Consider the following 25,877-nt stretch of genomic DNA (forward strand, 5'->3'; position numbering starts at 1 on the left):
CTTAACAACAACAATATAATGGAAAACATGTCGACAATAAATTCGGATATTTCGGATCTGTTGAATGATATTTCGGTCTATCTGGAACAGACCCGGAATGGCATCATGGTCGATATGGCATCTCTGCCGGAAAAAATCGTCCGTGTTCAGGGCCGGGTTCAGAGTGCGCCAAGAGACGACAGGATTGAGCTCACCAAATTCATGAATCAGGTGATGCAGTCGCTCAACACGCTTTCCGATGAAATCCAGCAGCGGCACGATGCCCTGGGCCGCGATATTCACGCGATGGAAAGCGGCCTTAATAAAGAATAGTTTTCAAATCCGCCAAGGCCCGCTACTGTGTGTCCGACACGCGTAATTTGACCGGACGAAGACAAAAATGGCAGGCATATGGAACCCGTACAATACCTGAAATATATTGTCGGCCTGCTTGTTGTTCTTGGCCTCATTGCGCTTATCACCCTGCTTGCCCGGCGATTTGGCATGGTTCCGAGGGCGACACGCGATCCCTCCAGCCCAAAGCGACTTTCCGTTACCGACGTAATTGCTGTCGATGCGAAGCGGCGGCTTGTTCTGGTGAAGCGCGACGATCGGGAGCATCTGCTGCTGCTCGGGCCTGAGCGGGACCTGGTGGTCGAGCAGAATATTCCTTCGAAAAACACGGCTGAACAGGGCGAGATGACATCGCATGAGTAAATTATCCGTAATGCGCGGCTTGCGCTTTATAACAAAAAACAAGGGCTCCCTGCTCGGCCTAGCCTTTGCGGTTGCGATACTGGCCCTCCCGCTGGAGGTGCTGGCCCAATCCATATCCCTTGACCTGGGCGAGGATGCCGGGCCGCTGACAGGACGGATCGTTCAGCTGGTCGTCCTGATGACGGTCCTCAGCCTTGCCCCGGCAATCCTGATCGTCACAACCTCGTTCACGCGGCTCATCGTTGTGCTCTCGCTGCTTCGTAGTGCGCTGGGTGTCCAATCGACGCCGCCGAATGTCGTGATTATCTCCCTCGCGCTATTCCTGACGGCCTTCATCATGGCGCCGACCTTTGAAAGCGCCTATGAAAACGGGATTGTCCCGCTGATCGACGAGCAGATTGATGAGGCTGAAGCCTTCGAACGGACTATTGCCCCCTTCCGGACCTTCATGCTTCTGCATACGCGGGAGAAGGATGTGCTGCTGTTTATGGATCTAAGCGCGACACCAGAGACCGAGACACCCGAAGCGGTCCCACTCAAGGTCCTTGTGCCCGCCTTCATGATCAGTGAATTGAAGCGTGCCTTCGAAATCGGCTTCCTGCTATTCGTTCCCTTTATCGTAATCGATATGGTTGTCGCGTCCATCCTGATGTCCATGGGTATGATGATGTTGCCACCGGTAATGATTTCGCTTCCCTTCAAGCTGATCTTTTTCGTGCTGGTCGATGGCTGGAACTTGGTCGCGAAAAGCCTGGTCGAGAGTTTTGTCAATGGTGCGGGCTAGCGGACGAAAATCTGTTCGCCGATTGTCCCTAATGAAAAAGGCAGGGCTTTTCATTGTCCTGCTGGCCGCTCTCGCCGCTTATTTTGCACTCTCCCTACCCTTCTCCGAACCGCCTACCGATAGAGCAACAGCTTCTGCGCCCAACCTTGATCTCAACCATATCTTTGATGGAGAGATTAATCATCAGGGAAAGCCCGTGGGGTTCCATGTTGCTCCGCGGAACGGATCTGACAGCCATTCACGCATAAAGAAGATACTTTCCGAACCGAATCGGGTCGGCGTCTATACGGCCACGGTCGAGATATATGACCCTGCAGAAAATCGGTGGAAGGAAAAATTCTCCAGCTTTTTTCCGGATAACTTCTCAAGAGAGGAAATTATCGACAGCATCCTTCTTGCCGTCTCAACAAATGAATTACCCGACGGCGCAAGATGGCGCGGGCGATCCGGCCATGACTTTCTGATCGAGGGCTATCGCTCCCCGAACGGTCATATTACCACAGCCTACCCCCTTTATGTCGCCGACTGAAAGAGCCCGTATGCTTGCGATACTGATGAAACGTGACGAGAAGACGGGCTTTATCACCGCAAAAATATCACCAGAAAACAAACTTCTGGAACAATATCTTGAAACGGAAATTCAGGGAGATATTGCCCTCATCGATTATTTACTCGACAGAACGGCAAACGCACTCGGCGGGGGCTTTGAGATCACAGGGAATGCCTTCTCCCTGACGCTGACGCCGGACAAATACCTGATCGAGCCGCTTTTTGATGATGACAAGGGAGCGCAGGAAGGCGCGCGCGAGGACCTTTTCTATCTACTGGACCGCTGGCGCGCCTTCATATCCGGGAACAGGCCGATTTCTTAATGATTTATTAAGGGTTACTCTCCTATAAAGTGTCTATATGAAATATTATATTCGTATAAAGTTTATTTAAAATTGTATTGATTGGAGACAATCATGACTACAATACTGGGCTCCGCGATCAGCGGAATGACGGCGGCGGCGAAACGGGCGGAGGTTTCCGCACAGAACATTGTCAATATTGACAGTGTCGGCTCCCCCGGCGCCAAAGGCGAAAATGAATCCTATAAGGCGATTGAGCCGGTCCAGACCACCGATGAGACCGGAGCACCAACCGTGAAAGTTCGTGAACGTGATCCGGCAACGGTCAATGCATTTGTTCCCAACAACCCCCTTGCCAATGACGAAGGCCTTGTTGAAAGTCCGAATGTGGATCTTGCGAGCGAAATCATTAACCAGAACCTCGCGCTGCATAGCTACAAAGCAAATGTGAAAATGTTCGAAGTCTGGAACGAACTTCAGAAAGTAACGCTGGACATCAAAAGCTGACGGTCATTCAACCCGAAACCGCTAACGTCTTTATGTCCAGCGACGGCGTGAACAGCCCGGCCACACTACAGGCGCCCGCAAGCTCCGGCAGGACAACATGGGCGAGGCTTGCTCTGGGCCGCGTCGGCAGCCGGTAGGAAACCGGCTTTCCTGCCTCAATTTCCACATCGATATGCCGTGGATCGAGCGCCAACCCCTCCCCTGTAACCTTCATCCGCGCTTCCTTTGCGGTCCACAGCCAGAAGAATAGCTCCCGCCGATCCGCTCCGTCAAAGGATGCGAGATGAGCCTGCTCTGACGGGGTGTAATAATGCCGACTGAGATCATCGACTTCCACCTTGCGGTCAAACATTTCGACATCAATGCCGATTTCGCCGCTCCGGGTCACCACGAAAACGCCGGTATCCGCGGAATGGGACATATTGAAATAGAGTTGTTCGGTGGAGATAAACGGCTTACCGCGATGTCCCGTCTCAATGGGAATGCGATCTGCAGACACATCAAGATAGGTTGCAAGAATGTGTCGCATCTGACCATGAGCCCGCACATAACGGTGCCGATGAAGGTCAAATCGAAACCGTCCCGCACGCGCTTTTTCGGCTTCACTCAACGCCTTCCAGCACCGGTTCAGGTCGAGCCCGCCGTCTTCGCCGATATCGGCATAATAGACATGCGTATTTTCCCAGTCAAAATCCATCTAAATCGCTCATGCGAACCATTAACGCGTCCGCCAGGCCTGCGTTCGCTTCAGGATACCCTTCGACACCGCCAGATGCAGAATACGGGCGGCGGCATTGGTATAGAAAATCATCATCCCCATGGCGGCCGCTGGCGCGATATCGCCGGCATCGTCCATATTCAGCACGGCGACGGACGCGAGCGCCGTATCCGTTGAATAAAGAAAGACAACGGCCGAAACGGTCGTCATGGCATTCACGAACAGATAAATCGCAATATCCAGAATGGCCGGCATGCAGACTGGCACCGTAACCCGCATAAACAGCTTGTAAAATGGCTGTTTCAGGGACGCCGCGACGGATTCAAACTCGCTATCCATCTGCTTGAGGGCCGTCACTGCGGTCAAGTGCGACACCGTATAGAAATGGGTAATGGTGACGATCACCAGAATTGTCATCGTTCCGTAAATCACATTGAGCGGATTGTCGGGGTTATTGAAAAAGAAGATATAGGCAAGGCCCAGAACCATACCGGGGATGGCCATCGGCAGCATGGCCAGGAACTGGAACAGGCTCCGTCCGGTCCGGAACCCACGTGTCTTGTCCACCATATAGGCCCCAGTGAAGACGACAATCGTCCCGAAAGCAGCCGTCAATATGCCTAGCTTGATGGAATTGCGATAGGCATCCCATCCACCGCCATCCATCAGGTCGAAGCTGTAGTTTTTCAGGCTGAGGGAGAGATCATATGGCCAGAACTTGATCAGCGCGGCAAACTGGCAAACCCCCAGAATACCAAGGATAAAGACCGCAACCAGAGAACAGAACGCAAAGCATATCCAGTCAAAGCGCGGGTCGGGTTTTGGCTCATAGACTACAGACCGTGCCGAGAGCAACGCTACCTGCTTTTTCTGCACCTGCCGATCGACGGCGAAGGCGAGAAAGGCCGGCATCAGCAGAACCACGGAAACCACGGCGCCCATCTCAAAATTCTGCTGCCCGATCACCTGCTTGTAAATGTCAACGGCCAGCATGTTGTATTGCCCGCCAATGACCTTGGGCAGGCCGAAATCGGTTATCACCAGATTGAAGACGACAAAGGCCGCCGATATCAGGCCATAGCGCGCGCCCGGCACCGTCACGGTCCAGAAGGTTTTCCAGGCACTGGCCCGGAGCGACACGGCCGCCTCATAAAGCCGCGCGTCAGAAATGGCGAGCGCTGTGGTAATAATGATCATGGCATGGGGAAAGGTGAAGAACACGGACCCCAGAACGATCCCATAAGGTCCGTAAATGGATTCCCCCATCATCAGTTCTTTCAACATGCCCTGATTGCCGAACAGGTAAACCAGCGCAATCCCCGGCAGCAAGGACGGCACCAATATCGGCGCCATGGCAATCAGACGGAAGGCGCCCTTGAAACGCATACAGCTTCGGCTGAGCGCATAGGCGAATGCGAAGGCCAGACTGACTGTCACGATCGTACTGATGACGGAAATAAAGACAGAATTTCCGATAGACTGGAACAGGGACGGCGTCGAAAAATATGTCGCAAAGTTACTGAGACCGACAGACTTGACCGGCCTTAACACCACTTTGCGGAAAGTATTGGAATCGACCTCGGCCCACTCCGTCCCGGCCCTTCGCTCCGACCCGATCAGATAAACCGCTTCCGGCGTTGTCCCGCGGATCTTGTAGAGGACGGGACTTCTGAAACTGAAATCAGGGAACAGCGGCACCAGGCTTAATCGGCCGTCACTGCTGGCTGCCATCTCCTCTTGCGGGATCGCGTCAAGCTCCTCGTTCAGGGTTGCGGCAGAGAGAATTTCGCCACTGAAGTTACCCTGATCGTCACTCACCTGTAATTCAATTTGCGTTAGATCGAACTGAAATGTCGAGAATGCCTTCGAAAGCATGGCGTAGAGCGGGAAGGCCAGCGTCAGCACCAGATATAGCGCTATCACAAGGATAAAAGAGCGCATCAGCCAATCGTCACGTCCAAGCCTGGCGGCGAGTGGCCGCCCCTGAGGCAAATGATCCTGTGTTGTCACAGACATCAGTGATCACCTGCTTTGGCAGCGAATACCTTGAGCCGGTTCCCCGGAATCTCGATAGCAATATCCGTGTCTTCCGCAATCTCCAGCCGCCGGATGGCGTTAATGGAAAAGTCCGCGAAAATTTCGGTATCGCCCAATGTCTCGCTGGACAGGCGGGTCCGCCAGAAGGAGCCGAGAAACTCCATCTCATTGACGCGGCAGGCAATGGCATTTTCCGTCTCTGCGATCTTGTCGTGAAAATAGGCGCCATGAGGAACGACATCCTCCGGACGGACGGCTGCGATAACATCTGTGCCCACCGGAAAATCGTGATCGCCGCAAGTAAACACCTTCGATCCGATTCTGACGGTCGACTTGCCCTCTGCCGTCTTCTCGGCTGCCGTTGCCTCAACCTGGTTCATCTCGCCGATAAAATCAGCCACGAACAAGGTTGCCGGCTCCCGGTAGATTTCCGTCGGCGTGCCGATCTGCTCAATCACGCCATGATTCATGACCACAATGCGGTCCGCCATGGACAGGGCTTCCTCCTGATCATGGGTAACCATCACCGTAGTGATCCCGAGTTTGCGCTGAAGTTCCTTCACCTCATGACGCAGATGCACCCGGACCTTGGCATCAAGGGCGGACAACGGCTCATCAAGCAATAACAGGCCGGGGGACATGGCAATGGCCCTTGCAAGAGCAATACGCTGCTGCTGACCACCAGAAAGCTGGGCCGGGTATTTCTTCCCTTGGTCGGGAAGCCCCACAAGTTCCAGAAGTTCCTTCACCCGCGCTGAAATCACCGACTTTGACAGGCCGGCATTCTCGAGCCCAAAGGAGATATTTTTCTCAATTGTCAGATTAGGAAAGAGGGCGTAGGACTGAAAAACAATACCAAAATCCCGCTCGGCCGGCGGCAGGTTGGAGATATCCCTCCCCGCCTGCTCTATCCTGCCGGAGGTTTGCAGATCAAGGCCCGCGATAGCCCGAAGCAAGGTTGTCTTTCCGCAGCCGGATGGCCCAAGGAAACAGACGAACTCACCATCGGAGATACTGAGCGAAATATTTTTTAGTGCAATGAAATCGCCAAAGGCTTTCCATAAATTGTCTATCCGAAGATAGGATTCCTGTCCGTCGCCGTCAGTGCTTTTTTCCAGCAAAGTCTCCGCACCCATTATACCCCCTTATAATCATCCGGCGTCTGTTCGATCATTATAAAAAGAAGGCACCGCAATTGCGATGCCTTCTTTTCGTTTGCTGTGAAATCAGCTCTTCGGATCGGATTTGGAATCGTAACGCTTCTGCCATTCCTCAAGGATGGCCGCACGGTTATTCGCCGCGAATTCGAAGTCGTTATCGATCATTTTTTCCGTCAGATTTTCAGGAAAGAACTCAACTGGCTTGGCCACACCCGGATAGGCAACAACGGCATAACCGGTGTTATACATCACGTTTGCTTCCTTGGTGATGGTCCAGTCGACAAGCTTCTTCGCATCTTCAATATTATCCGTACCGGCGACAATGGCAGTGGCTTCCATATCCCAGCCAACACCTTCTTCCGGCACGATAATTTCAATCGGTGCCCCGTCGGCCTTGGATTTGGCGCCACGGAACGCGAAGGAAATGCCGATCGGAATTTCACCGGATGCCGCAAGTTTGCAAGGCGCGGAGCCGGAATGGGTATAACGAGCGATATTTTCATGCAGGGCATCCATATAGTCCCAGCCGCCCTCTTCACCGAACATCTGCAGCCAGCTGGACACGTCCAGGAAACCGGTCCCTGATGAGTTCGGGTTCGGCATGATGACATGGCCCTTATATTCAGGCTTGGTCAGGTCTTTCCATGAGGTTGGCGCTGTCAGGCCCAGTTTTTCGCCTTCGACAGTGTTGAAGCAGACAGAGGCAACCCAGGCATCCATGCCCGTCCAGGTCGGCGGGTTGCTCTTGTCGACAAATTTCTTGTCGAGATTCTCAACGCCTGCCGGGGCATATGGTTCCAGCATGCCTTCCGATTTCATCAGCAGAAGTGACGTCGCAGCGAGACCCCAGATCACGTCAGCTTGTGGATTGTTCTTCTCTGCCAGCAGCTTGGCGGTAACAACGCCGGTGGAGTCGCGCACCCATTTGATTTCAATATCGGGGTGGGTCTTGTTGAATTCTTCGGCGTAGCGTTTCAGGTCTTCCGCCTCAACCGCTGTATAAACGGTCAGCTCGCCCGCTGTCACGTTGCTGGCAACCAACAGCCCGCCAACAGACGCCAAAGCCACCTTCTTAAAGTCTACCATCGTTTCGCTCTCCCTTGGTAAGTAGTTTAGAAATAACTGAAATAAATCTGTCCCTTAGGATCATATCTGATCTTCATCCGGACGTTAATCTATCGATACTCATTTCAATACTGGCGTAATGTGACAAATAGAAGAAATCTATTATAATTATGGATATATAAATTTAATCGATATTACAATATTACGCAAAGACGTTGGGGGCGTCGCTTTTATTGACTATAGCATTATTCTGTCGGCCATGGCAGTGAATAGGTTTTAACGTTGGTAAAGAATTTCATTGCCTCCAGCACCCCTTCCTTGACGCCATTCCCCGAATCCTTCACGCCACCGAAAGGCGACATCTCGATACGGTATCCCGGTTGCTCCCAGATATTGACGGTCCCAACATCCAAGCCATCCACAAATCGCGTAATCCGATCAAGCCGGTTGGTACAGACGCCCGCAGAAAGACCGAACGGCGTCGAGTTCGAAATTTTCATCAGTTCGACATCGTCATTCGGCACGCGGACAATCGGGACAATCGGTCCGAACGTCTCCTCAAACACCAGGTCACTATCATGCGGGACGTTGTCGATAACGATCGGCGGCAGCAAGGCCCCCTTCCGTCCCGGATGATAGAGAATTTTCGCGCCCTGCTTTTCAGCTGCGAAAACGCGGTTTTCAAAAGTTTCTGCCGCCTGTTCATGAATAACACAGCCGAGCTGCGTATCCGGATCCTGAGGGTCGCCAAACTTTATTTTCTTTGCTTTTTCAAGAATATGCGGCACGATCTTATCCGCAATATTCTCCTGCACAAGAATGCGCTTGACGGCGGTGCAGCGCTGCCCGGAATTACCTGTGGCGCCAGCAACAGCGATTTCCGCCGCCCTGACCAACTCATCATCACTCAGATCATCGAGGATGATCAGCGGATCGTTGCCGCCGAGCTCCAGCGCAAGGCGCTTGTATCCCGCCTTGGCGGCAATCATCTTGCCGACGGGAACGCCGCCCGTGAAGGTGATGATATCAATATGACCATTGATAATCATCTCCTCCCCGATATCCTGCGGCCAGCCGGTAACGACCTGAAACATTTCCGGCGGCAACCCCGACTCATAAAGTATATCTGCAAGCGCAATCGCGGTCAGCGGCGTCTGCTCCGTCGGTTTGCAGACAACGCAGTTATTCGTGGCAATCGCCGGAGCGATCTTGTGCGCCACCATATTGAGCGGGTGGTTGAACGGGGTAATTGCCGAAATCACATTCACCGGTTCCCGCTTGGTATAGATCTTACGAGCTTTTCCATGGGGAGTCAGGTCACAAGAGAAAATCTGTCCGTCATCGAGAATGGCAAGCTGGCCGGCAAGAGTGAAAACATCATAGGCACGGCCGGTTTCATAGAGCGCATGCTGATGGCAGATCCCAAGCTCCAGCGTGATCACCGCCGCCAACTGCTCCCGCCGCTGACGGATAAGCTCTGCGGCGCGAAAAAGAATCTGCTGCCGCTCATAACGGGTTAATGTCGGCTTGTACTGCGCCGCAATCTCGAACGCCTCGCGCGCATGCTCTGCGGTTCCGGCGGGCACCGTTCCAATCACCTCATTGGTGTATGGATAGCGAACCTCAACAACATCTTCTGTGCTGACTTTCCGTCCACCGATCCGCATCGCTTCCTTGCGGATTGAACGCGCCCCTTTTCCTGCCGTCATCTTATTCATTCTGCAAAGGCCGTCGCGGCGGCGCGTGTCGCATAATAATAGGCATCGTAATTATGCAGCGCCGGTGCCTCCGGCAAATCCGGTATCGCCACATTGGAAATAAAGGGAATGACCTGTTCGCTCAATCCGCCATGGGATCGCAACGGCACATCGAGCGCCGTAAGGTCATGCCGATCCGCCGATGTCCCCAGCACCTGATTCTCCCCCGAGACAATAACGATATCCCCGATCCGGTCCGCAGGCAGATCAAACCGCGCGGCGGCGGCTTCCCGATCCAGCACGAGATCGACACCTTCCGTTGCCCGGACCATCTCGATCACCGCGGCCTTGTCGACATCCGGCTTAAGATAGGCGGTCGCGAAGGACCCCAAGGCCCCGTGATGAACCACATAAGGATCAGTGATCGGCAGGATGACCCGGGCTGCCCCCTCCCCGATTGATTGATCCAGCAGGTCCTGGAGATAGATCACGTCCGGCGATCCATCCGTCTTGTGTTTGGCTTTCATACCATGGTCGGCCGTTACAATGATCGCCGCGCCGAGGGAATCCAGCTTCGTGAGATAGGAATCAAACATCTCGTAAAAGGCGTTGGCGTCCTTCGTCCCCGGAGCGGCCTTATGCTGGACATAATCCGTTGTCGTCAGATACATCAAGTCCGGCATGAAGGACGTCATCAGCTTGACGCCTGCGTTAAAGACATACTCGGAAAGCTCCGTGGAGTAGACACTCGGCACCGGGATATCCAGTTCTTTCGAGGCGTTGTCAACGCCATGCTCCTCGCGGGTGGTGGTATTGGATTTCTCCGTTGAAAAACAGATCGCCCTTCCCTCATCAAACTTCAGGCCATGCCCCAAAAGCGCCCTTAGCTTGTCCTTCGCGGTCACAATGGCAATGCGGGCGCCCGCGTCATAGAAACTCTTGAAAATCGTCGGCACCCGCAGGAACTTCGGGTCATTCATCATCACTTCTTCGCCGGTCTCGGGATCGAGAAGAAAATTCCCGCAAATACCGTGTATGGCGGGCGGTTGACCCGTCGCAATTGACATGTTGTTGGGGTTGGTAAAACTCGGGATGACGCAATGGGCCAGTTGCATGGTGCCTTTTTCCCGTATGCGTTTCATCGTTGGCATCACTCCGGCCTCGATCGCCGCATCGATATAGGCAGGCTCGCATCCGTCGAGGCAGATGACCACTGCTGTGCGGCCCGGGAACGGGTAATTCCGGTCATTTACAGTGATACCGTTTCGGGACATTTTGTTCATGGATCAAAAAACTCCAGTTCAGAGAAAACCTAGGCCGCCAGCCGGGCACGCTCCTTCAGGGCGGATTCCGGCGGACAGGCGCTGTCTACGTTCATTTCAGCGAGCGACTCACGGGCGGCAACCACAACCTGGCGCATGACATGCTCATCCAGGCGGCCGATACAGCCAATCCGGAAGCTGTCCACAACCGTCAGTTTGCCCGGGTAGATAATAAAGCCCCGCCCCTTCATCAGGTCGTAAAATTGCGGAAAGCTGAAATTCGGATGGACCGGATTGAAAAAGGTGACAATGATCGGCGACAGCCAGCGATCTTTCAGAAGCGTCTCGAAACCCAGATCCCGCATTCCCGCAACCATGACATCCCGGTTCCGTTCATACCGCGCCAGCCGTCCGGGAGCGCCGCCTTCTTGCTCATGCAGGTTCAGCGCTTCGGTAAAGGCGGCGACGGTATGGGTGGGCGGCGTAAAGCGCCACTGCCCCGTTTTCTTGAAATTCATCCATTGCTGATGCACATCGAGGCTGAGGGAGTGGCTGTTTCCTTCCGCGGCTTCCAATGCCGACTTGCGGGCGATGATAAAACCAAATCCCGGCACGCCTTCTATGCATTTATTGGCGGAAGATACCATGGCCTCGAACCGGGTTTCCCGCGCATCAAGAGGCAGGGCGCCAAAGGCACTCATCGAATCGATCAACAGCTTGCGTCCCGCCGCCGCAACAATCTCGGCTATCTCCTGCACGGGGTTGAGGATGCCGGAACTGGTTTCACAATGCACGAGCACAACATGGGTAATGGCCGGATCGCTCTTGAGCGCCGCCGCCACCTCATCACCGCGCGGCGGCATATAATCGCCCTTGTCGATCACCAGATGATCGCGCCCGAGATACCGCAGTGATTCGACGATGCGCTTGCCATAGGCCCCGTTCACAAGGACCAGGGTCTTGCTGTCTCTCGCCAGGAAAGAACCGAGCATCGCCTCAACAGCGAAAGTGCCGCTGCCCTGCATCGGGACGCAGTCAAATTCCGCACCGCCATCCCCGGCAATGGCCAGCAGCTTCTGACACATGGCCGCCGTCATCGACCGGAAGTCACCGTCCCATGAACCCCAGTCCTTCAGCATGGCCTGCTTGACTTTCAGGGACGTCGTCAGGGGACCGGGCGTCAGCAGATAAGGCTCCCCCATATGCGGAGAAGGAAACGCCATATTCGCCACCTTGTCATGATCTGCTGCCATTGCTCCATACCCTTTCAGGCAAAAATTTTTCAGAAGTGATCCAAACCGTATGCCGCAACGTAATATTTGTAAAATCGTTATTTAAAATTGACATATAAATTTAAACGATAGTTTTAGGACCTGAGCAAACTTCGGGTTATAATTACGTTGGTTAGTATCTTTGATCGGATAAAACATGAGGTATGTTCAGTTACGCGCCTTTCACTATGTCGCCATTCACGGCGGATTTTCTCGCGCGGCAGAGGCTCTGTCTTTAACCCAGCCAGCCATATCGGATCAGGTACGAAAACTAGAGGCCGAGTATGACGTTTTGTTGTTCAATCGGCAAAAAAAGCAGATTACCCTCACAGAATTCGGGAAAAAGCTGCTCGAAGTCACCCATCGTATGTTCGATGTGGAAGATCAGGCATATGTTCTTTTGTCAGAATCGCGAGCCCTCAGCTCTGCCAAGCTGCGGATCATTGCCGATTCCGTTCAGCATCTTAACCCGGTGCTGGGACCGTTTCGCGAAAAGTACCCGGGCGTCTTTATTTCCGTCAGCACCGGAAATACGACCGAGATAGTTGACAAGCTCTGCAGCTATGAAGCGGATATCGGCGTCCTTGGCGAAATTCCTGAATCCCGTGAATTCGACATCATCAAACTAAGTTCGACCCCGATTATCGCCTTTGCGGCCAAAGATAATCCGGTCGCGAAACTGGACTCCATCTCCCTGGAAGAACTGGCCCGGCAGCCATTAGTCCTGCGGGAGAAAGGCTCAAAAACCCGGTACAAGCTGGAGCAGATTGCCGAATCCGAAGGCATAACCCTGACACCGACCATTGAGGCGGTGGGGCGCGAAGCCATTCGGGAAATCGTCGCGAGTGGCGCTGGTATCGGCATCGTCTCGGAGGCGGAGTTCGGACATGATGAGCGGCTTTGCAAGATTCCCATTTCCGGCTGCAAGCCTCTGATGGACGAAGCGCTGATCTGCCTCAAGGAGCGTGGAAGGGGCAATCTGGTGAGCGCATTCATGAAAATGACGCAGGACCAGCTACAGGCGGCGCCGACCTAATCCTGTACTGCCCTGTCAATAACCCGTTGCAGCATCGGCGCATAGTAGTCAAAGGATCTGGTTTTCTTGCCCGGCACCTTGGCTTCATCGTCCCATTTACGCACCTGGACAATGGCCTCGACATCCCCGTTGCGGGCAAATCTATCCGCGGCCTCGGGCGTCATTGGGCCGCCCTGCAGTTTCAGGCTGAGCACGGAAGCCTCTGACAGTTTGGCAAAATAGTCCGGGTCCGTCGCGCAAAGATACCGCTTCGCTGAAACATGATGACGCACACAGTCCGTCACCATCTTCGGGAAATACGGGGCGATAACCGCGGCCCCGGCCCGGTCATGGTGACTATCGATGCCGAGTTCCGCCGCGTTGTCCGGGAATTCGTTGGTGAAATGCCCGATATCATGGAGCAGCGCCGCGACGATCATTTCCTCGCTCGCGCCCGCCTCCTCGGCCAGCTGCGCGCTCTGATACATATGCTCGGATATCGTGACCGGCTCTCCGAGATACTCCTCCGCCCCGCGCCGTTCAAAAATGCCGGCGATAAATTCGACAACATTGTCCTTGGTGATTTCGGAAAAGTCGGGTTTCGTCATCGCTCACTCTCTGTTTCAGAATTCATTGCCTGATCCGGCTCATCGATGGGTCAACAAGCGGTTTCAGATGCACCTTGCAGGGAACACGGGTGAGCGCCACATCCAGCTCATATGTGCCCTCCAGCACGAAATCCGCATCGACGCCCGCTGCATTTCGAACATATCCATAGCCGATGGATTTTGCAATTGTGTGACCGTAACCGCCACTGGAAAGCCAGCCAACCCGTTCCCCATTACGGTAAATAGTTTCCCGCCCGAGCAGGACGACATCCGGATCATCCACGGTAAAGCAGGCAAGCATCTTTTTGACGCCGCCCTGCTTCTGCGCCTCGATGGCGGTGCGGCCCTTGAAATCACGACCGGTTTTAAGCTTGACCGCCCAGCCAAGCCCGGCCTCCAGCGGTGTGTGGTCAGGTCCGATATCCGATCCCCAGGCCCGATATCCCTTCTCCAGACGACAGCTTTCAATGGCACGATAGCCAGCATTTAAGAGCCCGAATTCCCGTCCCGCAGACATCAACGCGTCATACACAGCTCCTGCATGTTCGACTGGTAGATGCAGTTCCCAACCCAGCTCTCCCAGATAGGTAATCCGCAAGGCACGCACGGGGCATCTTGCAATGGCGATATTCTTGAATCTGGCGAACGGGAACCCGTCGTTGGACACGTCATCGGCCGTGACCGCCTCCAGAATTTTCCGGGCATTCGGCCCCATCAGGGACAGGACAGACGTTGTCGCTGTAATATCGCTCAGTTCCGCCTGCAGACCGGGCGGGATGTTGCGTGAAATCCAGTTGAAATCATGCGTGGCGAAGCCGGTTCCGGTCACGATGTAATATTCCTCCGGACCGATCCGTGCCGCCGTTAGATCGCATTCAATACCGCCATGATCATTGAGCATCTGCGTATATATAAGCGAGCCAGCCGGTTTCCTGACATCATTGGCGGCGATCCAGTCCAGCGCCGCCTCCGCATCCGGTCCCTTCAGGGTGAATTTCGCAAAAGACGTCTGGTCTATCAGCACCGCCGCCTCCCGCGCCGCATGATGCTCCCGCGCGACGGCGTCAAACCAGTTGGGCCGCCCGAAGCTGTATTGATCCGCCGGGACTTCCCCGGCGTTAAGATCGGCAAACCAGTTCGGCCGCTCCCACCCCAGCTTCTCACCGAAGCAGGCGCCCGCCGCCTTCAACCTCTCATAAAGCGGCGATGTCCGGTTCGGGCGCCCGCTTGAATGTTCCTCATGCGGCCAGGCCATGGTGTAGTGCTTGCCATAGGCTTCAATGGTGCGCGTACGGACCCAGTCCGTATCGAAATGCACGCGGCCGAAGCGCCGGATATCGACAGCCCAGAGATCATACGGCGGCTCACCTTTTACAACCCATTCGGCGAGCACCATGCCCGCCCCGCCGCCGGACGCTATTCCGAATGCATTAAAACCTGCGCCGACAAAAAAATTCTTAAGCTCCGGGGCTTCGCCAAGAATAAAGTTTCCATCCGGCGTAAAGCTCTCCGGTCCGTTCACCAGTTCCTTGATCCCCGCCGTTTCAAGCGCCGGTACCCGGCCAAGCGCAAGCTCCATCATCGGCTCGAAATGCTCGAAATCGGAGGATAGCAATGTATAGTGAAAATCCTCCGGGATCCCGTCCACCGCCCAGGTAATCGGGTTCGGCTCATACCCGCCCATGACGAGGCCGCCAACCTCTTCCTTGTAGTAAGTGAGCCGATCCGGGTCCCGCAATGTCGGCAGGTCGCGCGGCAGATCCTTGATCGGCTCGGTGATGATATATTGATGCTGAAGGGAGACCAGAGGCACATTCACGCCGAAGCGTCCGGCGAACTCCCGCGTCCATTGCCCGGCGCAACAAACAACGATTTCACATTCAATAAACCCGCTATCGGTCTGAACTCCCTTGATTTTACCCTCTTCAATCCGGATATCGGTGACGGCGGTATCCTCGAAAATCGTGGCGCCTGCCATCCGTGCTCCCTTTGCCAGCGCCTGGGTGATATCGGAGGGGTTCGCCTGTCCGTCCGTCGGCAGATAGGCGCCGCCGATCACATCGTCGACCGTCATGATCGGCCATAGCGCCTGTGCCTCAGAGGGCGTGAGAAGCTGCATTTCCAGCCCGAAGGACTGCGCCGTTGTCGCCTGTCGTTTGACCTCCTCCCAGCGCGCCTCATTACAGGCAAGGCGCAACCCGCCATTCATCTTCCACCCGGTTCCGAGGCCGGTCTCTTTCTCCAGCCGGTCATAAAGGTCAACGGAATAGCCGAGAAGCTGGGTGATATTGGCGTTGGAGCGAAGTTGACCGACCAGCCCGGCCGCATGAAAGGTCGTGCCTGAGGTAAGTTTCTTGCGCTCCAGCAGGACTGTGTCCGTCCAGCCGAGCTTGGCCAGATGATAGGCGGTCGAGCAACCGACAATACCGCCGCCGATCACAACGGCCTTCGCAGTTTTGGGGAGTTCTTTCATGAATGTCTCTTATATCTGGCGGAATTCGTCATAGGCCTGTTCAAATCTTTTTATATTTTCTTCTGTATAAGCCGCATAGTCAAAACTGAGCTCGGACATAATTTCAGAAACCATGCTCCACATAGTCTCCCGCAGGAGGGACGCTGTCTTCATCGCCATAAAATGCCGCCACCGCGCGGCATCCAAGGGGGCGTTGAAATAACTTTCCAGCATATCTTTCTGCATGTCTTCGGAAAAGCCGTTGTTGGAGGCCAGCCCGCCAAGATCAAACAACGGGGTATTAAATCCGGCATAGTCCCAATCGATGAGCCAGAGCCGCTTTCCATCGTCGAGAAAATTCGCCGCCAGTAAATCATTATGCCCGAAGACTGTTGTCGATGTTCCGGCTGCCTTTTCCAGATCTGTTGCAATCTCCCTCAACTTGGGGAGCTTTCCAATATGCCAGCTGCCTTCCCTTTCAAGGGTTTTGGCATAATCCCGTAGAATAGCGAAAACATCGAAATTCATGGACGGACCATCCAGATAATCCGGAATCCGGGTATGGGCGGTCTGTATCAGGGGAATGATCTTCTGAAGATAGTCGGATGTCCGGACATCTCCCTCGCGCATGGTTGCCCCCTCAATATACTCCAGCACCAATATGCCCGGCTCCGCATAGAGAACCGCCGGGGAAACGCCCGCTGCCTGGGCCGCCCGGCTCGCCGCCAGTTCATTTTCACGAAAGACATGATGATGCGGAATATCCGATCCGAGCCGCACGACGGCACATCGTTTCGCATCCCGCACCAGATAGTTCTGGTTGGTCAGCCCGCCATTGAGGGGCTCTATCCGAACACGACCCTCCCAGATCGGGAGTTTTGATATCCTTGTCTCCTCCGACGACATGCCATCCATCTATTTAACAAAACTGTCATAGTACTATCACTGTTCTGATACCGAGGAGCCATAGTTTTTTCCCCGATTGAAGAATCACAGAGGGGAGAGAGAACATGGTCGCCATTTCCGTCAGGAACCTGGACAAGACATTCGGTAAAAACAAAGCACTCAAAAATGTCTCCGTAGAACTTGACGAAAAGGAAATGGTCGCGCTGATCGGCGCCTCGGGCTCCGGCAAGTCCACCCTCATCCGCCATATTGCCGGTCTGGTTGTCAGTGACAAGGGTCGCGGTGAAATCAATGTCTTTGGAACCGCCATTCAGAAAGACGGGACACTCGCCAAGGGCGTGCGTAAACATCGCCGGGAAATCGGTGTTGTTTTTCAACAATTTAATCTCGTCGGACGGCTGACCGTTCTGACAAATGTCCTGATGGGTGTTCTTGGTGTGGCCCCAAGCTGGCGAACCCTCCTCGGTATCTTCACCAGCGAGGAAAAACAAAAAGCCATGAATGCCCTCGGCCGCGTCGGGATCGCCAGTCATGCCGCGCAACGATCCTCCAACCTCTCCGGCGGACAGCAGCAGCGGGCCGCGATTGCCCGTACAATCGTACAAGGCGCCAAGCTGATTCTGGCGGACGAGCCGATCGCCTCCCTCGATCCCGCTTCGTCACGCAAAGTCATGGACAATCTGGCGCATGTAAATCGCGAAGACGGCGTTACCGTCCTCGTGTCGCTGCATCAGGTCGATTACGCCATCAAATATTGCCCCCGGACCATTGCCATGCGCGAGGGTGAAGTCGTGTTCGACGGCCCGAGCCATTGCCTCACCCCTGAATTCCTACAGGAAATATATGGTGCCGACAGCATCGAGTTGCTGTCGCCTGAAGAGCAACGCCGCAAGGCAGAGAGCAAGAGAGCCGACCAGCCCGCCCAGCCTGCCGCTGACGGGGATCTGGTTCTGGCCTACGCAGCGAGGTAGCAACCTCAACCAATAACCGCCTGTCAGGATACAACCTTTCAGGCATTTTTTCTCATGGAGACGACTAGATGATACGCAAATTCCTATCCGCCGCCGTGGTTGCGGCGACAACCCTGACAGCCACAGCCGCCTTTGCCGACTTCAAGCCGCTGGAAGGCGATCCGGAAGAAATCAACTTCGGCATCATTTCCACAGAATCAACGTCAAACCTGAAAGAGCAGTGGCTGCCTTTCATGGCGGATATGGAAAAGGCACTCGGTCGGAAAGTGAACGCATTCTTTGCCCCCGACTATGCCGGTGTTATCGAGGCCATGCGCTTCGGCAAGGTACAGATCGCCTGGTTCGGCAACAAGTCCGGCATGGAAGCCGTTGATCGCGCCGGCGGCGAGGTCTTCGCACAGACATCCAAGGCCGACGGGTCACAGGGATATTATTCCCATATCATCACCCAGGCCGACAACGACAAAATCAACAGCCTTGAAGATATTTTCAAATGTGACCAGTCCCTGAATTTCGGCATTGGTGATCCGAACTCGACATCCGGCTTTCTGGTCCCGACATATTATGTCTTCGCCAAGAATGACATTGATCCGAAGAAATGCTTCAAAACCGTCCGCAACGCCAACCATGAAACCAACCTGATGGCCACCGCCAACAAGCAGGTTGATATCGCCGCCAACAACTCCGAGCAGATTGGCCGCACGAAGCTCAAGGCGCCCGAAGCTGCCGAGAAGATCAAGGTGATCTGGACCTCCCCGCTTATTCCTTCAGATCCAATGGTTTATCGCAAAGACCTCTCAAAGGAACTGAAGTCGGAAATCAAGGCATTCTTCCTTTCTTACGGTCGTTTTGGCGATACGGAAGCCGCCAAGAAAGTTCTCGCCAATATCAGCGACGGTCAGGGTTTCTTCATGGAAAGCAACAACACCCAGCTTTACCCGATCCGCCAGCTCGCCCTGTTCAAGGACAAGATTAAAATCATGAATGCAGAGGGTGCCTCTGCGGCAGAAAAAGAAGAAAAGGTCACGATGATCGACAAGCAGCTTGCCGATCTCGACATCATGGTCGCCAATCAATAACCCGGTTGACCGGAATTCGGGCGTCGGAGTTTTCCGGCGCCCCTTTTGTTTCCCGCCTGCCAATTCTCCGTGCAAATCACCAAGGGCCCTCTCATGACAACAGTGACGCACCGTAATTCCGATCCGCAAACACCTCCTCGCGACCTGAAGCGTTCTATTATTTCGCTTGTCGGCTGGGCGTTGTTCTTCATGCTGCTCGCCTGGTCATGGGAAGATGCGGACATGCGGCCCATGGATCTGTTCAATGATGCGGCCAACATGGGGCAATTCGCATCGGGCTTTTTCCCGCCGGATTTCACCGAATGGAAGATGTATGTGTCCGAAATCATTGTCACCCTCAAGATCGCTGTCTGGGGAACGGTGCTGGCGATCGTCTTTTCCATCCCCTTCGGCATCATGTCATCAGAGAATATTGTCCCCTGGTGGATCTGTCAGCCGACACGCCGCCTCATGGATATGTTTCGGGCGATTAACGAGATGGTATTCGCGATGCTTTTCGTGGTTGCCGTCGGTCTTGGTCCTTTTGCCGGTGTTCTTGCGCTGTGGGTGCATACGACCGGCGTCCTTGCAAAATTGTTCTCCGAGGCGGTCGAATCCATCGACCCCCGCCCGATCGAAGGCATTCGGGCGACCGGCGCCAATGCCCTTCATGAAATCATTTTCGGTGTCATTCCGCAGGTGCTTCCGCTCTGGATTTCCTATTCCCTTTACCGGTTTGAATCGAACGTCCGCTCCGCGACCGTGCTGGGTATCGTCGGCGCCGGCGGAATTGGTATGCTGCTTTGGGAATATATCCGCGGCTTCTATTATGCGGAAACCGCCGCCGTCATGATCCTGATTATTGTCTCGGTCAGCCTGCTTGATCTATTGTCACAGAGATTACGCAAACTCGTCACCTGAGCAGACCTTTAGAATGCCGGAAGATTTCAAGCGCTACGCCATCTATTTCGCGCCCCAGAGAGAATCGCCTCTCGCAAGCCTTGGCAATCAATGGCTTGGGGTCGACCCCGGAACGGGAGAGGTTTTAGACCGGCCCCGAATTGACGGCATCAGTTCCCAGGATATCAAGCTCATAACAAAGGCTCCATCCCGCTACGGTTTTCACGGCACCTTGAAACCTCCTTTCGTCCTTCGCGACAACCGGACCCTTCAGGAACTCGATATCAACATTCAGAAGCTGGCGGAGAAGGTCGCGCCTTTCGACATCCCCAAGATGACTGTCCGGGCGCTCAGCGACTTTCTCGCAATCGTCCCGGCCTCGCCGGTTGAGACGCTGAACACACTTGCTGATCGCTGCGTGAAGGAACTGGATGATTACCGAAAGCCTGCGAGCGATGAGGAAATCATCCGCCGCAGGAAGAACCTCACAGCGCGTCAGGAAGTCCTTCTCATGCGATGGGGATACCCCTTTGTCATGGAAGAATTCCGCTTCCATCTGACCCTTACAGGTCGTCTCAGCGCAGCCGAATGTGCCGCTCTTGAAAGAAAGCTGACGGGATATCTGGCCACCGCGTTAGAAGAACCGGTTCCCGTTCGGGATATCTGCCTCTTTGGCGATCCCGGGAATGACCGGCCATTTCGTCTGCTGAAACGATATCCGTTACGGGGCGGCCGCGAGGTCCCGGAAGTTGAGCGCCTTTAGGAGTGCCGACACGCCGTCCGCCACGCTTCCGCTGTTTTCAATGATGACGGCCCCGTCGATATCCGTGATTTCAGGCGCCAGACGGCTCAGCCGCGCTTTAATTTCCGTCGCGCTTTCCCGGCTTCGAAGGGATAAGCGCGCCGCCAACAATTCTTTCGGCGCCGTAACCACAACGATGCGGGCGGGCGCGAACCGCTTCCGGGCCTCAACGGCGATCTGCCGGGAGACATTGACGACAACATGGCGGCCTTTTTGCCTCTCCGCCTCATAAGCCACAGGAATGCCGTATTTCAGGCCATGCGCCTCCCAGGAGAGGCAGAATGCCCCCTCCTCCAGCAGCCGGTCGAATTCTTCCGGGGTTGCACTGTCATGGTCTTCATGATCCGGCGCCGCAGGCCGGGTAATCACACGGCGGGCGAAGACATAGCGGTCATCCCCGCTCAGCTTTTCCCTCACCCGGTCGAGCAATGTATCCTTGCCCGCCCCGCTCGGCCCGACCACAAGAAAGAGCGTCCCGACCTCAGCCAATACGCCGTCCTTTCGACCAGACACCCCGAATGACGGGGTGATGCGGCGTGTGATGGACATGCACCAGATCCGCCCTTTTGCCGACGGAAAGCTCACCGCGGTCCGCAAGGCCGATACTCTCGGCCGGCGTCTTGCTGATCAGCCGAATGGCATGGGGAAGCGTGATATCTTCAAATTCATCGACGAGTTGGAGCGCACTGAACAGCAGGCTGTGGGGCACATAATCGCTTGATATCACATCGAGATAGCCAAGCCGTGCCAGCTCCCGGGCCGATACATTGCCTGAATGTGATTTTCCCCGCACGATGTTCGGCCCCCCCATCAAGACTTGCAGCCCGGCGTCATGAGACGCCTTTGCCGCTTCCACAGTTGTCGGAAATTCGGCAACCCGGATGCCATCTTCCACCGCTTCTGCCACATGGTCAACCGTTGCGTCGTCATGGCTGGCGAGAACGATGCCATGGAGGCGGGCAAGCTCAACCACCAGCTTCCGATGTTTTTCGCTGTGGCGCTCGTGATCGCGCTGACGGCTCTCGATGAATGCTTTCATTTCGCCATCGGAAAGGCCGTATTTTCCCTGATAATAGGTATAATAGGCATCAAGGCTGACAAACTGGCGCTGTCCCGGCGTGTGATCCATGACGGACAGCATGCGGATATGCGGATTCCCGATCTGGCAATCAAGCACGGTCGGCAGATCAGGATAGCTCACCTCGCACCGCAGATGCAGAAAATGCTCCGCCTTCAGAAGGTTCTTGGCCTGCGCCTCTCCGATACCGTCAATCATGTCGTTGAGCCGCGCCATGCGGGCGCTGCCCTGATTGACATCGCCAAGACCCATGGCGTCAAGGACGGTTGTAATTCCGTTCATCGCCATCTGTCCGTCATGAGCGATAACCGCAGAGACAGGTGGCCATTCCGCCTTGGGGCGCGGTGTCATATGTTTTTCGAGATTATCCGTATGGAGTTCAACGAAACCCGGCATCAGGTAGTCGCCTTGCAGATCAATAGCCGCCCCGTTGCGGGAGGCGCCCGTATCTATCGCGGTGATAAAACCATCCTCGACGGAAATTGTCCCCTCAATGACATCATCGGCAAGGACAATTCGGGCATTGGTAAAAATCTGCTCAGCCATCATTTACGGCCCTGAATCTGGTAATTTCAAACTCGGACGTACAGACGGCCTCCCGGACATCCTCATCATGGAAAATGCCGATCAGAGCGGTGCCGCGCGTCTTCGCCTCCGTGATAAGATCAAGCACAACGGCGCGGTTGCCCGCATCCAGCGATGCCGTCGGTTCATCCAGCAGCATGATCGGATAGTCGGCGACAAATCCGCGGGCGATATTGACCCGCTGCTGTTCCCCGCCGGAAAATGTGAGGGGTGAGAGAGACCAGAGCGCCTCTGGTATATTAAGCCGCGTCAACATGACGGCTGCTTTCTGCCGTGCCGCCTCCATCTCAACCCCCATGGCTTTCAGCGGATCCGCGACGATATCCAGCGTTGCCACGCGCGGAATGACCCGCAGGAACTGGCTGACATAGCCCATGGTCTGCCGTCTGACATCCAGAATTCTGTGCGGCGGGGCGCTGACCATATCGACCCAGTCCGCGCCGTGCCTCACCCGGATGGAGCCTTCCTGACAGATATAGTTGGCGTAGATCATGCGCATGAAAGTACTTTTACCGGCGCCGGACGCCCCCGTAAGCGCAATGCAATCGCCCTTGTTCAAGGTGAAATCAATATGTTCAAAAACCGGAATGACGGTGCTGTCCTGCACATGCAGGGTAAAGCTTTTGCCGACATTCTCCGCTCTCAGCATTTCCATGAACCTTTGCTCCTACACCTGCAGTATTGAGGACACGAGCAGCTGACTGTAGGGATGTTGGGGATCGTCCAGTACCTGATCCGTCAGGCCGCTCTCGACAACCTGCCCGCCTTGCATGACCATCAACCGATGCGACAGAAGCCGGGCTACCGCAAGATCATGTGTCACAATCATGACGGAAAGCCCGAGATCGGACACCAGCCCCCGCAAAAGGTCCAGAAGTCGCGCCTGTACCGAGACATCAAGGCCGCCGGTCGGCTCATCCATGAAGACAAGGCGCGGTTTCGAGACGAGATTGCGGGCGATTTGCAGACGCTGCAACATGCCGCCGGAGAAGGTCGAAGGAAGATCATCTACCCGATCATCGTCAATCTCCACTTTTTCCAGCCAGTTGAGACCTGCCTCGCGAATTTCGCCGTAATGCCGCCAGCCAACGCCCATCAGACGCTCGCCGATATTTGCGCCGGCGCTGACTGACATCCGAAGCCCGTCGCGCGGGTTCTGATGAACGAAGGCCCAGTCCGTGCGCATGAGAAACCGCCGCTCCGGCTCCGTCATACCGTAAATATCGCACCGGTCGTTCAGGCGTGTTTTATAGGAAACCCGGCCCGAATGCGGCGGCAACTGGCCGGAGACCGCATTCAGCAAGGTGGACTTGCCGGACCCGGACTCCCCGACAACGCCCAGCACTTCACCCGGAAACAGGTCAAAACCGACATTCCGGCAGCCGACCCGGTCACCATATTTCACGGTGAGATTTTCAACGGACAAAAGGGAATTCATCGTCATTACTCCGCCACCTCCCGCGATGCTCTCTCCGCATCGGGAGACTGCGAACCGCTATATCCCTGCTCCTGCCGCGACTTGCAATAGTGACTGTCAGAGCAAACGAACATCCGCCCGCCCGCATCATCCAATATCACTTCATCCAGAAAGCTGTCCGTCTCGCCACACAGGGCGCAGGGTTCCTCCCATTTCTGGATGGTGAAGGGGTAATCCTCAAAATCGAGGCTAACGACCTCGGTATAGGGCGGTATCGCGTAAATACGCTTTTCCCGTCCCGCCCCGAACAGCTGCAGCGCGGGCATATTATTCATTTTCGGATTGTCGAATTTCGGGGTTGGTGACGGGTCCATCACATATCGCCCGGCAACATTCACCGGATAGGCGTAGGTTGTCGCAATATCCCCGTGGCGGGAGATATCCTCGTAAAGCTTCACATGCATCAACCCGTATTCCTCCAGCGCATGCATTTTCCGCGTTTCAGTCTCCCGCGGCTCCAGGAAACGGAGCGGCTCCGGGATCGGCACCTGATAGACCAGTATCTGGCCGTCGGTCAGCGGTGTTTCCGGAATGCGGTGTCGGGTCTGGATCAGGCTCGCCTTTGCCGTCTCTTCCGTGGTTTCGACATTGGTCGTCTTTCGGAAAAAGTTGCGGATGCTGACCGCATTCGTCGTATCATCGGATCCCTGGTCGATGACCTTGAGAACATCCTCCGGGCCGATTACGGCCGCAGTTACCTGAATTCCGCCTGTGCCCCATCCGTAGGGCATCGGCATTTCGCGGCTGGCGAACGGCACCTGATAGCCAGGGATAGCGACCGCCTTCAGAAGTGCGCGGCGGATCATCCTTTTTGTCTGCTCATCCAGATAGGCAAAATTATAGGCGGCGCTTTCAAAATTGCTCATGATCCTATTCCGCCGCCTCCAGTGTTGCCTGATTGCGCAATGCGTTGGCGCGCAACCGCCGCACCAGCTCGAGTTCCGACTGGAAATCCACGTAATGCGGCAGTTTGATATGCTCGACAAAGCCGGTTGCCTGAATATTGTCGCTATGGGAGAGGACAAACTCCTCATCCTGCACAGGCGCGCTTTTCTCCTCGCCGAGCTCATCTGCCCGGAGTGCCCGGTCGACCAGCGCCATGGCGATGACCTTGCGCTCGCAATGGCCGAAGGCGAGACCATAGCCACGCGTGAACTGCGCCGGCACTTTTTTGGAGCCCTGAAACTGGTTCACTGTCTCGCATTCGCTTACCAGAATATCCCCGATCTCGATCGCAAAGCCGAGTTCCTCGGGCACAAATTCAACGGCGACATGGCCGATACGAATTTCCCCGACAAAGGCATGGTTACGGGCGTAGCCGCGCTGCGTGGAATAGCCGAGGGAGAGAATAAAGCCTTCATCGCCCCGCGCGAGATTTTGCAAGCGCACATCCCGGCCCGCGGGAAACTCCATCGGCTCCCGGGTCAGGTCACCGACGGTTGAACTCTCGTCGCTCTCTCCGGGAACGGCCGTTTCGATCAATCCCTCTTTATTCAGGAGTTCCAGAACCCGCGGAATATCCTCATCAACAGCCTCTTCCGCCTCTTTGGCCTGCTCTGTCTCAAGCCCTTCCGCCGCCAGCGCAAAATCGAGAAGCCGGTGTGTGTAGTCGAATGTCGGCCCCAGTATCTGTCCGCCCGGCAAGTCCTTGAATGTCGCAGATACCCGCCGATCCAGCGCCATTTCGGCTGTATCGATCGGCGTGCTGTATCCAAATCTTGGCAATGTCGTCCGGTAGGCGCGGATCAGGAAAATCGCCTCAATCAGATCACCCCGCGCCTGCTTGATGGCCAGTGCCGCAAGTTCCCTATCGAACAGGGACCCTTCCGCCATCACCCGGCTGACGGCATGGCTCAACTGCTCTGTAATCTGTTTCAGGCTGAGCTCTTTGATGGCCGGATCACCGCGACGCTCCTCGGCCAAATATCGATGCGCATTCTCGATGGCTTTTTCGCCACCCTTGACCGCGACATACAT

At 55.2% G+C, this 25,877-nt stretch carries 27 protein-coding genes; 11 read left to right on the forward strand and 16 right to left on the reverse strand.

The genetic code is table 11. From position 1 onward, the window contains the following. The first annotated feature begins 27 nt into the window (after positions 1-27). The 6 genes from AAC599_RS07485 (at position 28) to AAC599_RS07510 (ending at position 2,838) form a co-directional block, all read left to right on the forward strand. Positions 28-312 carry a hypothetical protein gene (locus tag AAC599_RS07485; protein WP_340149780.1) on the forward strand — a complete coding sequence of 95 codons (285 nt, stop codon included), beginning with the start codon at positions 28-30 and terminating at the stop codon, positions 310-312. Positions 313-390: 78 nt separating this feature from the next. After that, positions 391-696: a flagellar biosynthetic protein FliO gene (locus AAC599_RS07490; RefSeq protein WP_340149781.1), complete on the forward strand. Its 306-nt coding sequence runs from the start codon at positions 391-393 to the stop codon at positions 694-696. Continuing rightward, a complete protein-coding gene (gene fliP / locus AAC599_RS07495; protein WP_340149782.1) occupies positions 689-1,480 on the forward strand; it encodes a flagellar type III secretion system pore protein FliP in 792 nt (263 codons plus the stop codon). Before AAC599_RS07490 ends, fliP begins: the two co-directional genes overlap by 8 nt. Positions 1,481-1,511: 31 nt before the next feature. Beyond that, complete coding sequence (locus AAC599_RS07500) at positions 1,512-2,009, forward strand: EndoU domain-containing protein (RefSeq protein ID WP_340149783.1); 498 nt, start codon at positions 1,512-1,514, stop codon at positions 2,007-2,009. A gap of 10 nt (positions 2,010-2,019) precedes the next feature. Beyond that, positions 2,020-2,352, forward strand: a complete 333-nt coding sequence (locus AAC599_RS07505) for a hypothetical protein (protein ID WP_340149784.1) — start codon at positions 2,020-2,022, stop codon at positions 2,350-2,352. Positions 2,353-2,445: 93 nt separating this feature from the next. Continuing rightward, a complete protein-coding gene (locus AAC599_RS07510) occupies positions 2,446-2,838 on the forward strand; it encodes a flagellar basal body rod C-terminal domain-containing protein (RefSeq protein ID WP_340149785.1) in 393 nt (130 codons plus the stop codon). A gap of 7 nt (positions 2,839-2,845) precedes the next feature. Here the strand turns inward: AAC599_RS07510 and AAC599_RS07515 are convergent, their stop codons facing one another. The 7 genes from AAC599_RS07515 to AAC599_RS07545 form a co-directional block, all read right to left on the reverse strand. Continuing rightward, positions 2,846-3,535 (reverse strand): 4'-phosphopantetheinyl transferase superfamily protein, encoded by a 690-nt coding sequence (locus tag AAC599_RS07515; RefSeq protein WP_340149786.1) that lies wholly within the window; start codon positions 3,533-3,535, stop codon positions 2,846-2,848. A 21-nt stretch (positions 3,536-3,556) separates the two neighbouring features. After that, positions 3,557-5,572: a putative 2-aminoethylphosphonate ABC transporter permease subunit gene (locus AAC599_RS07520; protein ID WP_340149787.1), complete on the reverse strand. Its 2,016-nt coding sequence runs from the start codon at positions 5,570-5,572 to the stop codon at positions 3,557-3,559. Further along, entirely contained in the window at positions 5,572-6,729 is a 1,158-nt protein-coding gene (locus AAC599_RS07525; RefSeq protein ID WP_340149788.1) for a putative 2-aminoethylphosphonate ABC transporter ATP-binding protein, read from the reverse strand. The genes AAC599_RS07520 and AAC599_RS07525 overlap by 1 nt, the downstream gene beginning before the upstream one ends. 90 nt (positions 6,730-6,819) lie before the next feature. Further along, the gene (locus AAC599_RS07530) at positions 6,820-7,839 is read right to left on the reverse strand and encodes a putative 2-aminoethylphosphonate ABC transporter substrate-binding protein (protein WP_340149789.1); all 1,020 of its coding nucleotides are present in this window, start codon (positions 7,837-7,839) and stop codon (positions 6,820-6,822) included. 224 nt (positions 7,840-8,063) lie between these two features. Continuing rightward, positions 8,064-9,527 (reverse strand): phosphonoacetaldehyde dehydrogenase, encoded by a 1,464-nt coding sequence (gene phnY, locus AAC599_RS07535; RefSeq protein ID WP_340149790.1) that lies wholly within the window; start codon positions 9,525-9,527, stop codon positions 8,064-8,066. A 5-nt stretch (positions 9,528-9,532) separates the two neighbouring features. Continuing rightward, positions 9,533-10,798, reverse strand: coding sequence for a phosphonoacetate hydrolase (gene phnA, locus AAC599_RS07540; protein ID WP_340149791.1), 1,266 nt, complete (start codon positions 10,796-10,798; stop codon positions 9,533-9,535). A gap of 29 nt (positions 10,799-10,827) precedes the next feature. Next, the gene (locus AAC599_RS07545; protein WP_340149792.1) at positions 10,828-12,030 is read right to left on the reverse strand and encodes a 2-aminoethylphosphonate--pyruvate transaminase; all 1,203 of its coding nucleotides are present in this window, start codon (positions 12,028-12,030) and stop codon (positions 10,828-10,830) included. 175 nt (positions 12,031-12,205) lie between these two features. Between AAC599_RS07545 and AAC599_RS07550 the strand changes: the two genes are divergently transcribed. After that, on the forward strand, positions 12,206-13,084 hold the full coding sequence (locus AAC599_RS07550; RefSeq protein WP_340149793.1) for a LysR substrate-binding domain-containing protein: 879 nt from the start codon (positions 12,206-12,208) through the stop codon (positions 13,082-13,084). Here the strand turns inward: AAC599_RS07550 and AAC599_RS07555 are convergent. From AAC599_RS07555 to AAC599_RS07565, 3 genes are read right to left on the reverse strand one after another with little or no spacing between them, the layout of a single operon-like run. Then, positions 13,081-13,671, reverse strand: a complete 591-nt coding sequence (locus AAC599_RS07555; protein ID WP_340149794.1) for an HD domain-containing protein — start codon at positions 13,669-13,671, stop codon at positions 13,081-13,083. The two genes, AAC599_RS07550 and AAC599_RS07555, sit on opposite strands and share 4 nt — an antisense overlap. A gap of 22 nt (positions 13,672-13,693) precedes the next feature. Beyond that, positions 13,694-16,144, reverse strand: a complete 2,451-nt coding sequence (locus AAC599_RS07560) for an FAD-dependent oxidoreductase (protein WP_340149795.1) — start codon at positions 16,142-16,144, stop codon at positions 13,694-13,696. A 9-nt stretch (positions 16,145-16,153) separates the two neighbouring features. Continuing rightward, positions 16,154-17,029, reverse strand: a complete 876-nt coding sequence (locus AAC599_RS07565; protein WP_340149796.1) for a choline kinase family protein — start codon at positions 17,027-17,029, stop codon at positions 16,154-16,156. A gap of 104 nt (positions 17,030-17,133) precedes the next feature. Between AAC599_RS07565 and phnC the strand changes: the two genes are divergently transcribed. The 4 genes from phnC (at position 17,134) to AAC599_RS07585 (ending at position 20,721) form a co-directional block, all read left to right on the forward strand. Next, positions 17,134-18,000 carry a phosphonate ABC transporter ATP-binding protein gene (gene phnC / locus AAC599_RS07570; RefSeq protein ID WP_340149797.1) on the forward strand — a complete coding sequence of 289 codons (867 nt, stop codon included), beginning with the start codon at positions 17,134-17,136 and terminating at the stop codon, positions 17,998-18,000. Positions 18,001-18,068: 68 nt separating this feature from the next. Continuing rightward, positions 18,069-19,079: a phosphonate ABC transporter substrate-binding protein gene (phnD, locus tag AAC599_RS07575; RefSeq protein WP_340149798.1), complete on the forward strand. Its 1,011-nt coding sequence runs from the start codon at positions 18,069-18,071 to the stop codon at positions 19,077-19,079. 93 nt (positions 19,080-19,172) lie between these two features. Next, complete coding sequence (phnE, locus tag AAC599_RS07580) at positions 19,173-19,979, forward strand: phosphonate ABC transporter, permease protein PhnE (protein WP_340149799.1); 807 nt, start codon at positions 19,173-19,175, stop codon at positions 19,977-19,979. 13 nt (positions 19,980-19,992) lie between these two features. Beyond that, complete coding sequence (locus tag AAC599_RS07585) at positions 19,993-20,721, forward strand: DUF1045 domain-containing protein (protein ID WP_340149800.1); 729 nt, start codon at positions 19,993-19,995, stop codon at positions 20,719-20,721. Here the strand turns inward: AAC599_RS07585 and phnN are convergent. Genes phnN through AAC599_RS07615 form a run of 6 tightly spaced genes read right to left on the reverse strand, consistent with a single transcriptional unit; the run spans position 20,680 to position 25,877 of the window. Continuing rightward, positions 20,680-21,309, reverse strand: coding sequence for a phosphonate metabolism protein/1,5-bisphosphokinase (PRPP-forming) PhnN (phnN, locus tag AAC599_RS07590; RefSeq protein ID WP_340149801.1), 630 nt, complete (start codon positions 21,307-21,309; stop codon positions 20,680-20,682). The two genes, AAC599_RS07585 and phnN, sit on opposite strands and share 42 nt — an antisense overlap. Next, positions 21,242-22,387: an alpha-D-ribose 1-methylphosphonate 5-triphosphate diphosphatase gene (locus AAC599_RS07595; RefSeq protein ID WP_340149802.1), complete on the reverse strand. Its 1,146-nt coding sequence runs from the start codon at positions 22,385-22,387 to the stop codon at positions 21,242-21,244. The genes phnN and AAC599_RS07595 overlap by 68 nt, the downstream gene beginning before the upstream one ends. Next, entirely contained in the window at positions 22,377-23,078 is a 702-nt protein-coding gene (gene phnL, locus AAC599_RS07600) for a phosphonate C-P lyase system protein PhnL (RefSeq protein WP_340149803.1), read from the reverse strand. The genes AAC599_RS07595 and phnL overlap by 11 nt, the downstream gene beginning before the upstream one ends. Before the next feature lie 12 nt (positions 23,079-23,090). Beyond that, entirely contained in the window at positions 23,091-23,867 is a 777-nt protein-coding gene (gene phnK, locus AAC599_RS07605) for a phosphonate C-P lyase system protein PhnK (protein ID WP_340149804.1), read from the reverse strand. Further along, complete coding sequence (locus AAC599_RS07610; protein ID WP_340149805.1) at positions 23,867-24,766, reverse strand: alpha-D-ribose 1-methylphosphonate 5-phosphate C-P-lyase PhnJ; 900 nt, start codon at positions 24,764-24,766, stop codon at positions 23,867-23,869. The genes phnK and AAC599_RS07610 overlap by 1 nt, the downstream gene beginning before the upstream one ends. A 4-nt stretch (positions 24,767-24,770) precedes the next feature. Then, entirely contained in the window at positions 24,771-25,877 is a 1,107-nt protein-coding gene (locus AAC599_RS07615; protein ID WP_340149806.1) for a carbon-phosphorus lyase complex subunit PhnI, read from the reverse strand.

The organism is uncultured Sneathiella sp. (assembly GCF_963976355.1).
Classification (GTDB): domain Bacteria; phylum Pseudomonadota; class Alphaproteobacteria; order Sneathiellales; family Sneathiellaceae; genus Sneathiella.

Excerpts from the sequence above, each read along its gene's own strand:
- AAC599_RS07485 (WP_340149780.1), top strand. The coding sequence starts at position 28 with ATGTCGACAATAAATTCGGATATTTCGGATCTGTTGAATGATATTTCG.
- AAC599_RS07490 (WP_340149781.1), top strand. The coding sequence starts at position 391 with ATGGAACCCGTACAATACCTGAAATATATTGTCGGCCTGCTTGTTGTT.
- fliP (WP_340149782.1), top strand. The coding sequence starts at position 689 with ATGAGTAAATTATCCGTAATGCGCGGCTTGCGCTTTATAACAAAAAAC.
- AAC599_RS07500 (WP_340149783.1), top strand. The coding sequence starts at position 1,512 with ATGAAAAAGGCAGGGCTTTTCATTGTCCTGCTGGCCGCTCTCGCCGCT.
- AAC599_RS07505 (WP_340149784.1), top strand. The coding sequence starts at position 2,020 with ATGCTTGCGATACTGATGAAACGTGACGAGAAGACGGGCTTTATCACC.
- AAC599_RS07510 (WP_340149785.1), top strand. The coding sequence starts at position 2,446 with ATGACTACAATACTGGGCTCCGCGATCAGCGGAATGACGGCGGCGGCG.
- AAC599_RS07515 (WP_340149786.1), bottom strand. The coding sequence starts at position 3,535 with ATGGATTTTGACTGGGAAAATACGCATGTCTATTATGCCGATATCGGC.
- AAC599_RS07520 (WP_340149787.1), bottom strand. The coding sequence starts at position 5,572 with ATGTCTGTGACAACACAGGATCATTTGCCTCAGGGGCGGCCACTCGCC.
- AAC599_RS07525 (WP_340149788.1), bottom strand. The coding sequence starts at position 6,729 with ATGGGTGCGGAGACTTTGCTGGAAAAAAGCACTGACGGCGACGGACAG.
- AAC599_RS07530 (WP_340149789.1), bottom strand. The coding sequence starts at position 7,839 with ATGGTAGACTTTAAGAAGGTGGCTTTGGCGTCTGTTGGCGGGCTGTTG.
- phnY (WP_340149790.1), bottom strand. The coding sequence starts at position 9,527 with ATGACGGCAGGAAAAGGGGCGCGTTCAATCCGCAAGGAAGCGATGCGG.
- phnA (WP_340149791.1), bottom strand. The coding sequence starts at position 10,798 with ATGAACAAAATGTCCCGAAACGGTATCACTGTAAATGACCGGAATTAC.
- AAC599_RS07545 (WP_340149792.1), bottom strand. The coding sequence starts at position 12,030 with ATGGCAGCAGATCATGACAAGGTGGCGAATATGGCGTTTCCTTCTCCG.
- AAC599_RS07550 (WP_340149793.1), top strand. The coding sequence starts at position 12,206 with ATGAGGTATGTTCAGTTACGCGCCTTTCACTATGTCGCCATTCACGGC.
- AAC599_RS07555 (WP_340149794.1), bottom strand. The coding sequence starts at position 13,671 with ATGACGAAACCCGACTTTTCCGAAATCACCAAGGACAATGTTGTCGAA.
- AAC599_RS07560 (WP_340149795.1), bottom strand. The coding sequence starts at position 16,144 with ATGAAAGAACTCCCCAAAACTGCGAAGGCCGTTGTGATCGGCGGCGGT.
- AAC599_RS07565 (WP_340149796.1), bottom strand. The coding sequence starts at position 17,029 with ATGTCGTCGGAGGAGACAAGGATATCAAAACTCCCGATCTGGGAGGGT.
- phnC (WP_340149797.1), top strand. The coding sequence starts at position 17,134 with ATGGTCGCCATTTCCGTCAGGAACCTGGACAAGACATTCGGTAAAAAC.
- phnD (WP_340149798.1), top strand. The coding sequence starts at position 18,069 with ATGATACGCAAATTCCTATCCGCCGCCGTGGTTGCGGCGACAACCCTG.
- phnE (WP_340149799.1), top strand. The coding sequence starts at position 19,173 with ATGACAACAGTGACGCACCGTAATTCCGATCCGCAAACACCTCCTCGC.
- AAC599_RS07585 (WP_340149800.1), top strand. The coding sequence starts at position 19,993 with ATGCCGGAAGATTTCAAGCGCTACGCCATCTATTTCGCGCCCCAGAGA.
- phnN (WP_340149801.1), bottom strand. The coding sequence starts at position 21,309 with ATGTCCATCACACGCCGCATCACCCCGTCATTCGGGGTGTCTGGTCGA.
- AAC599_RS07595 (WP_340149802.1), bottom strand. The coding sequence starts at position 22,387 with ATGATGGCTGAGCAGATTTTTACCAATGCCCGAATTGTCCTTGCCGAT.
- phnL (WP_340149803.1), bottom strand. The coding sequence starts at position 23,078 with ATGGAAATGCTGAGAGCGGAGAATGTCGGCAAAAGCTTTACCCTGCAT.
- phnK (WP_340149804.1), bottom strand. The coding sequence starts at position 23,867 with ATGACGATGAATTCCCTTTTGTCCGTTGAAAATCTCACCGTGAAATAT.
- AAC599_RS07610 (WP_340149805.1), bottom strand. The coding sequence starts at position 24,766 with ATGAGCAATTTTGAAAGCGCCGCCTATAATTTTGCCTATCTGGATGAG.
- AAC599_RS07615 (WP_340149806.1), bottom strand. The coding sequence starts at position 25,877 with ATGTATGTCGCGGTCAAGGGTGGCGAAAAAGCCATCGAGAATGCGCAT.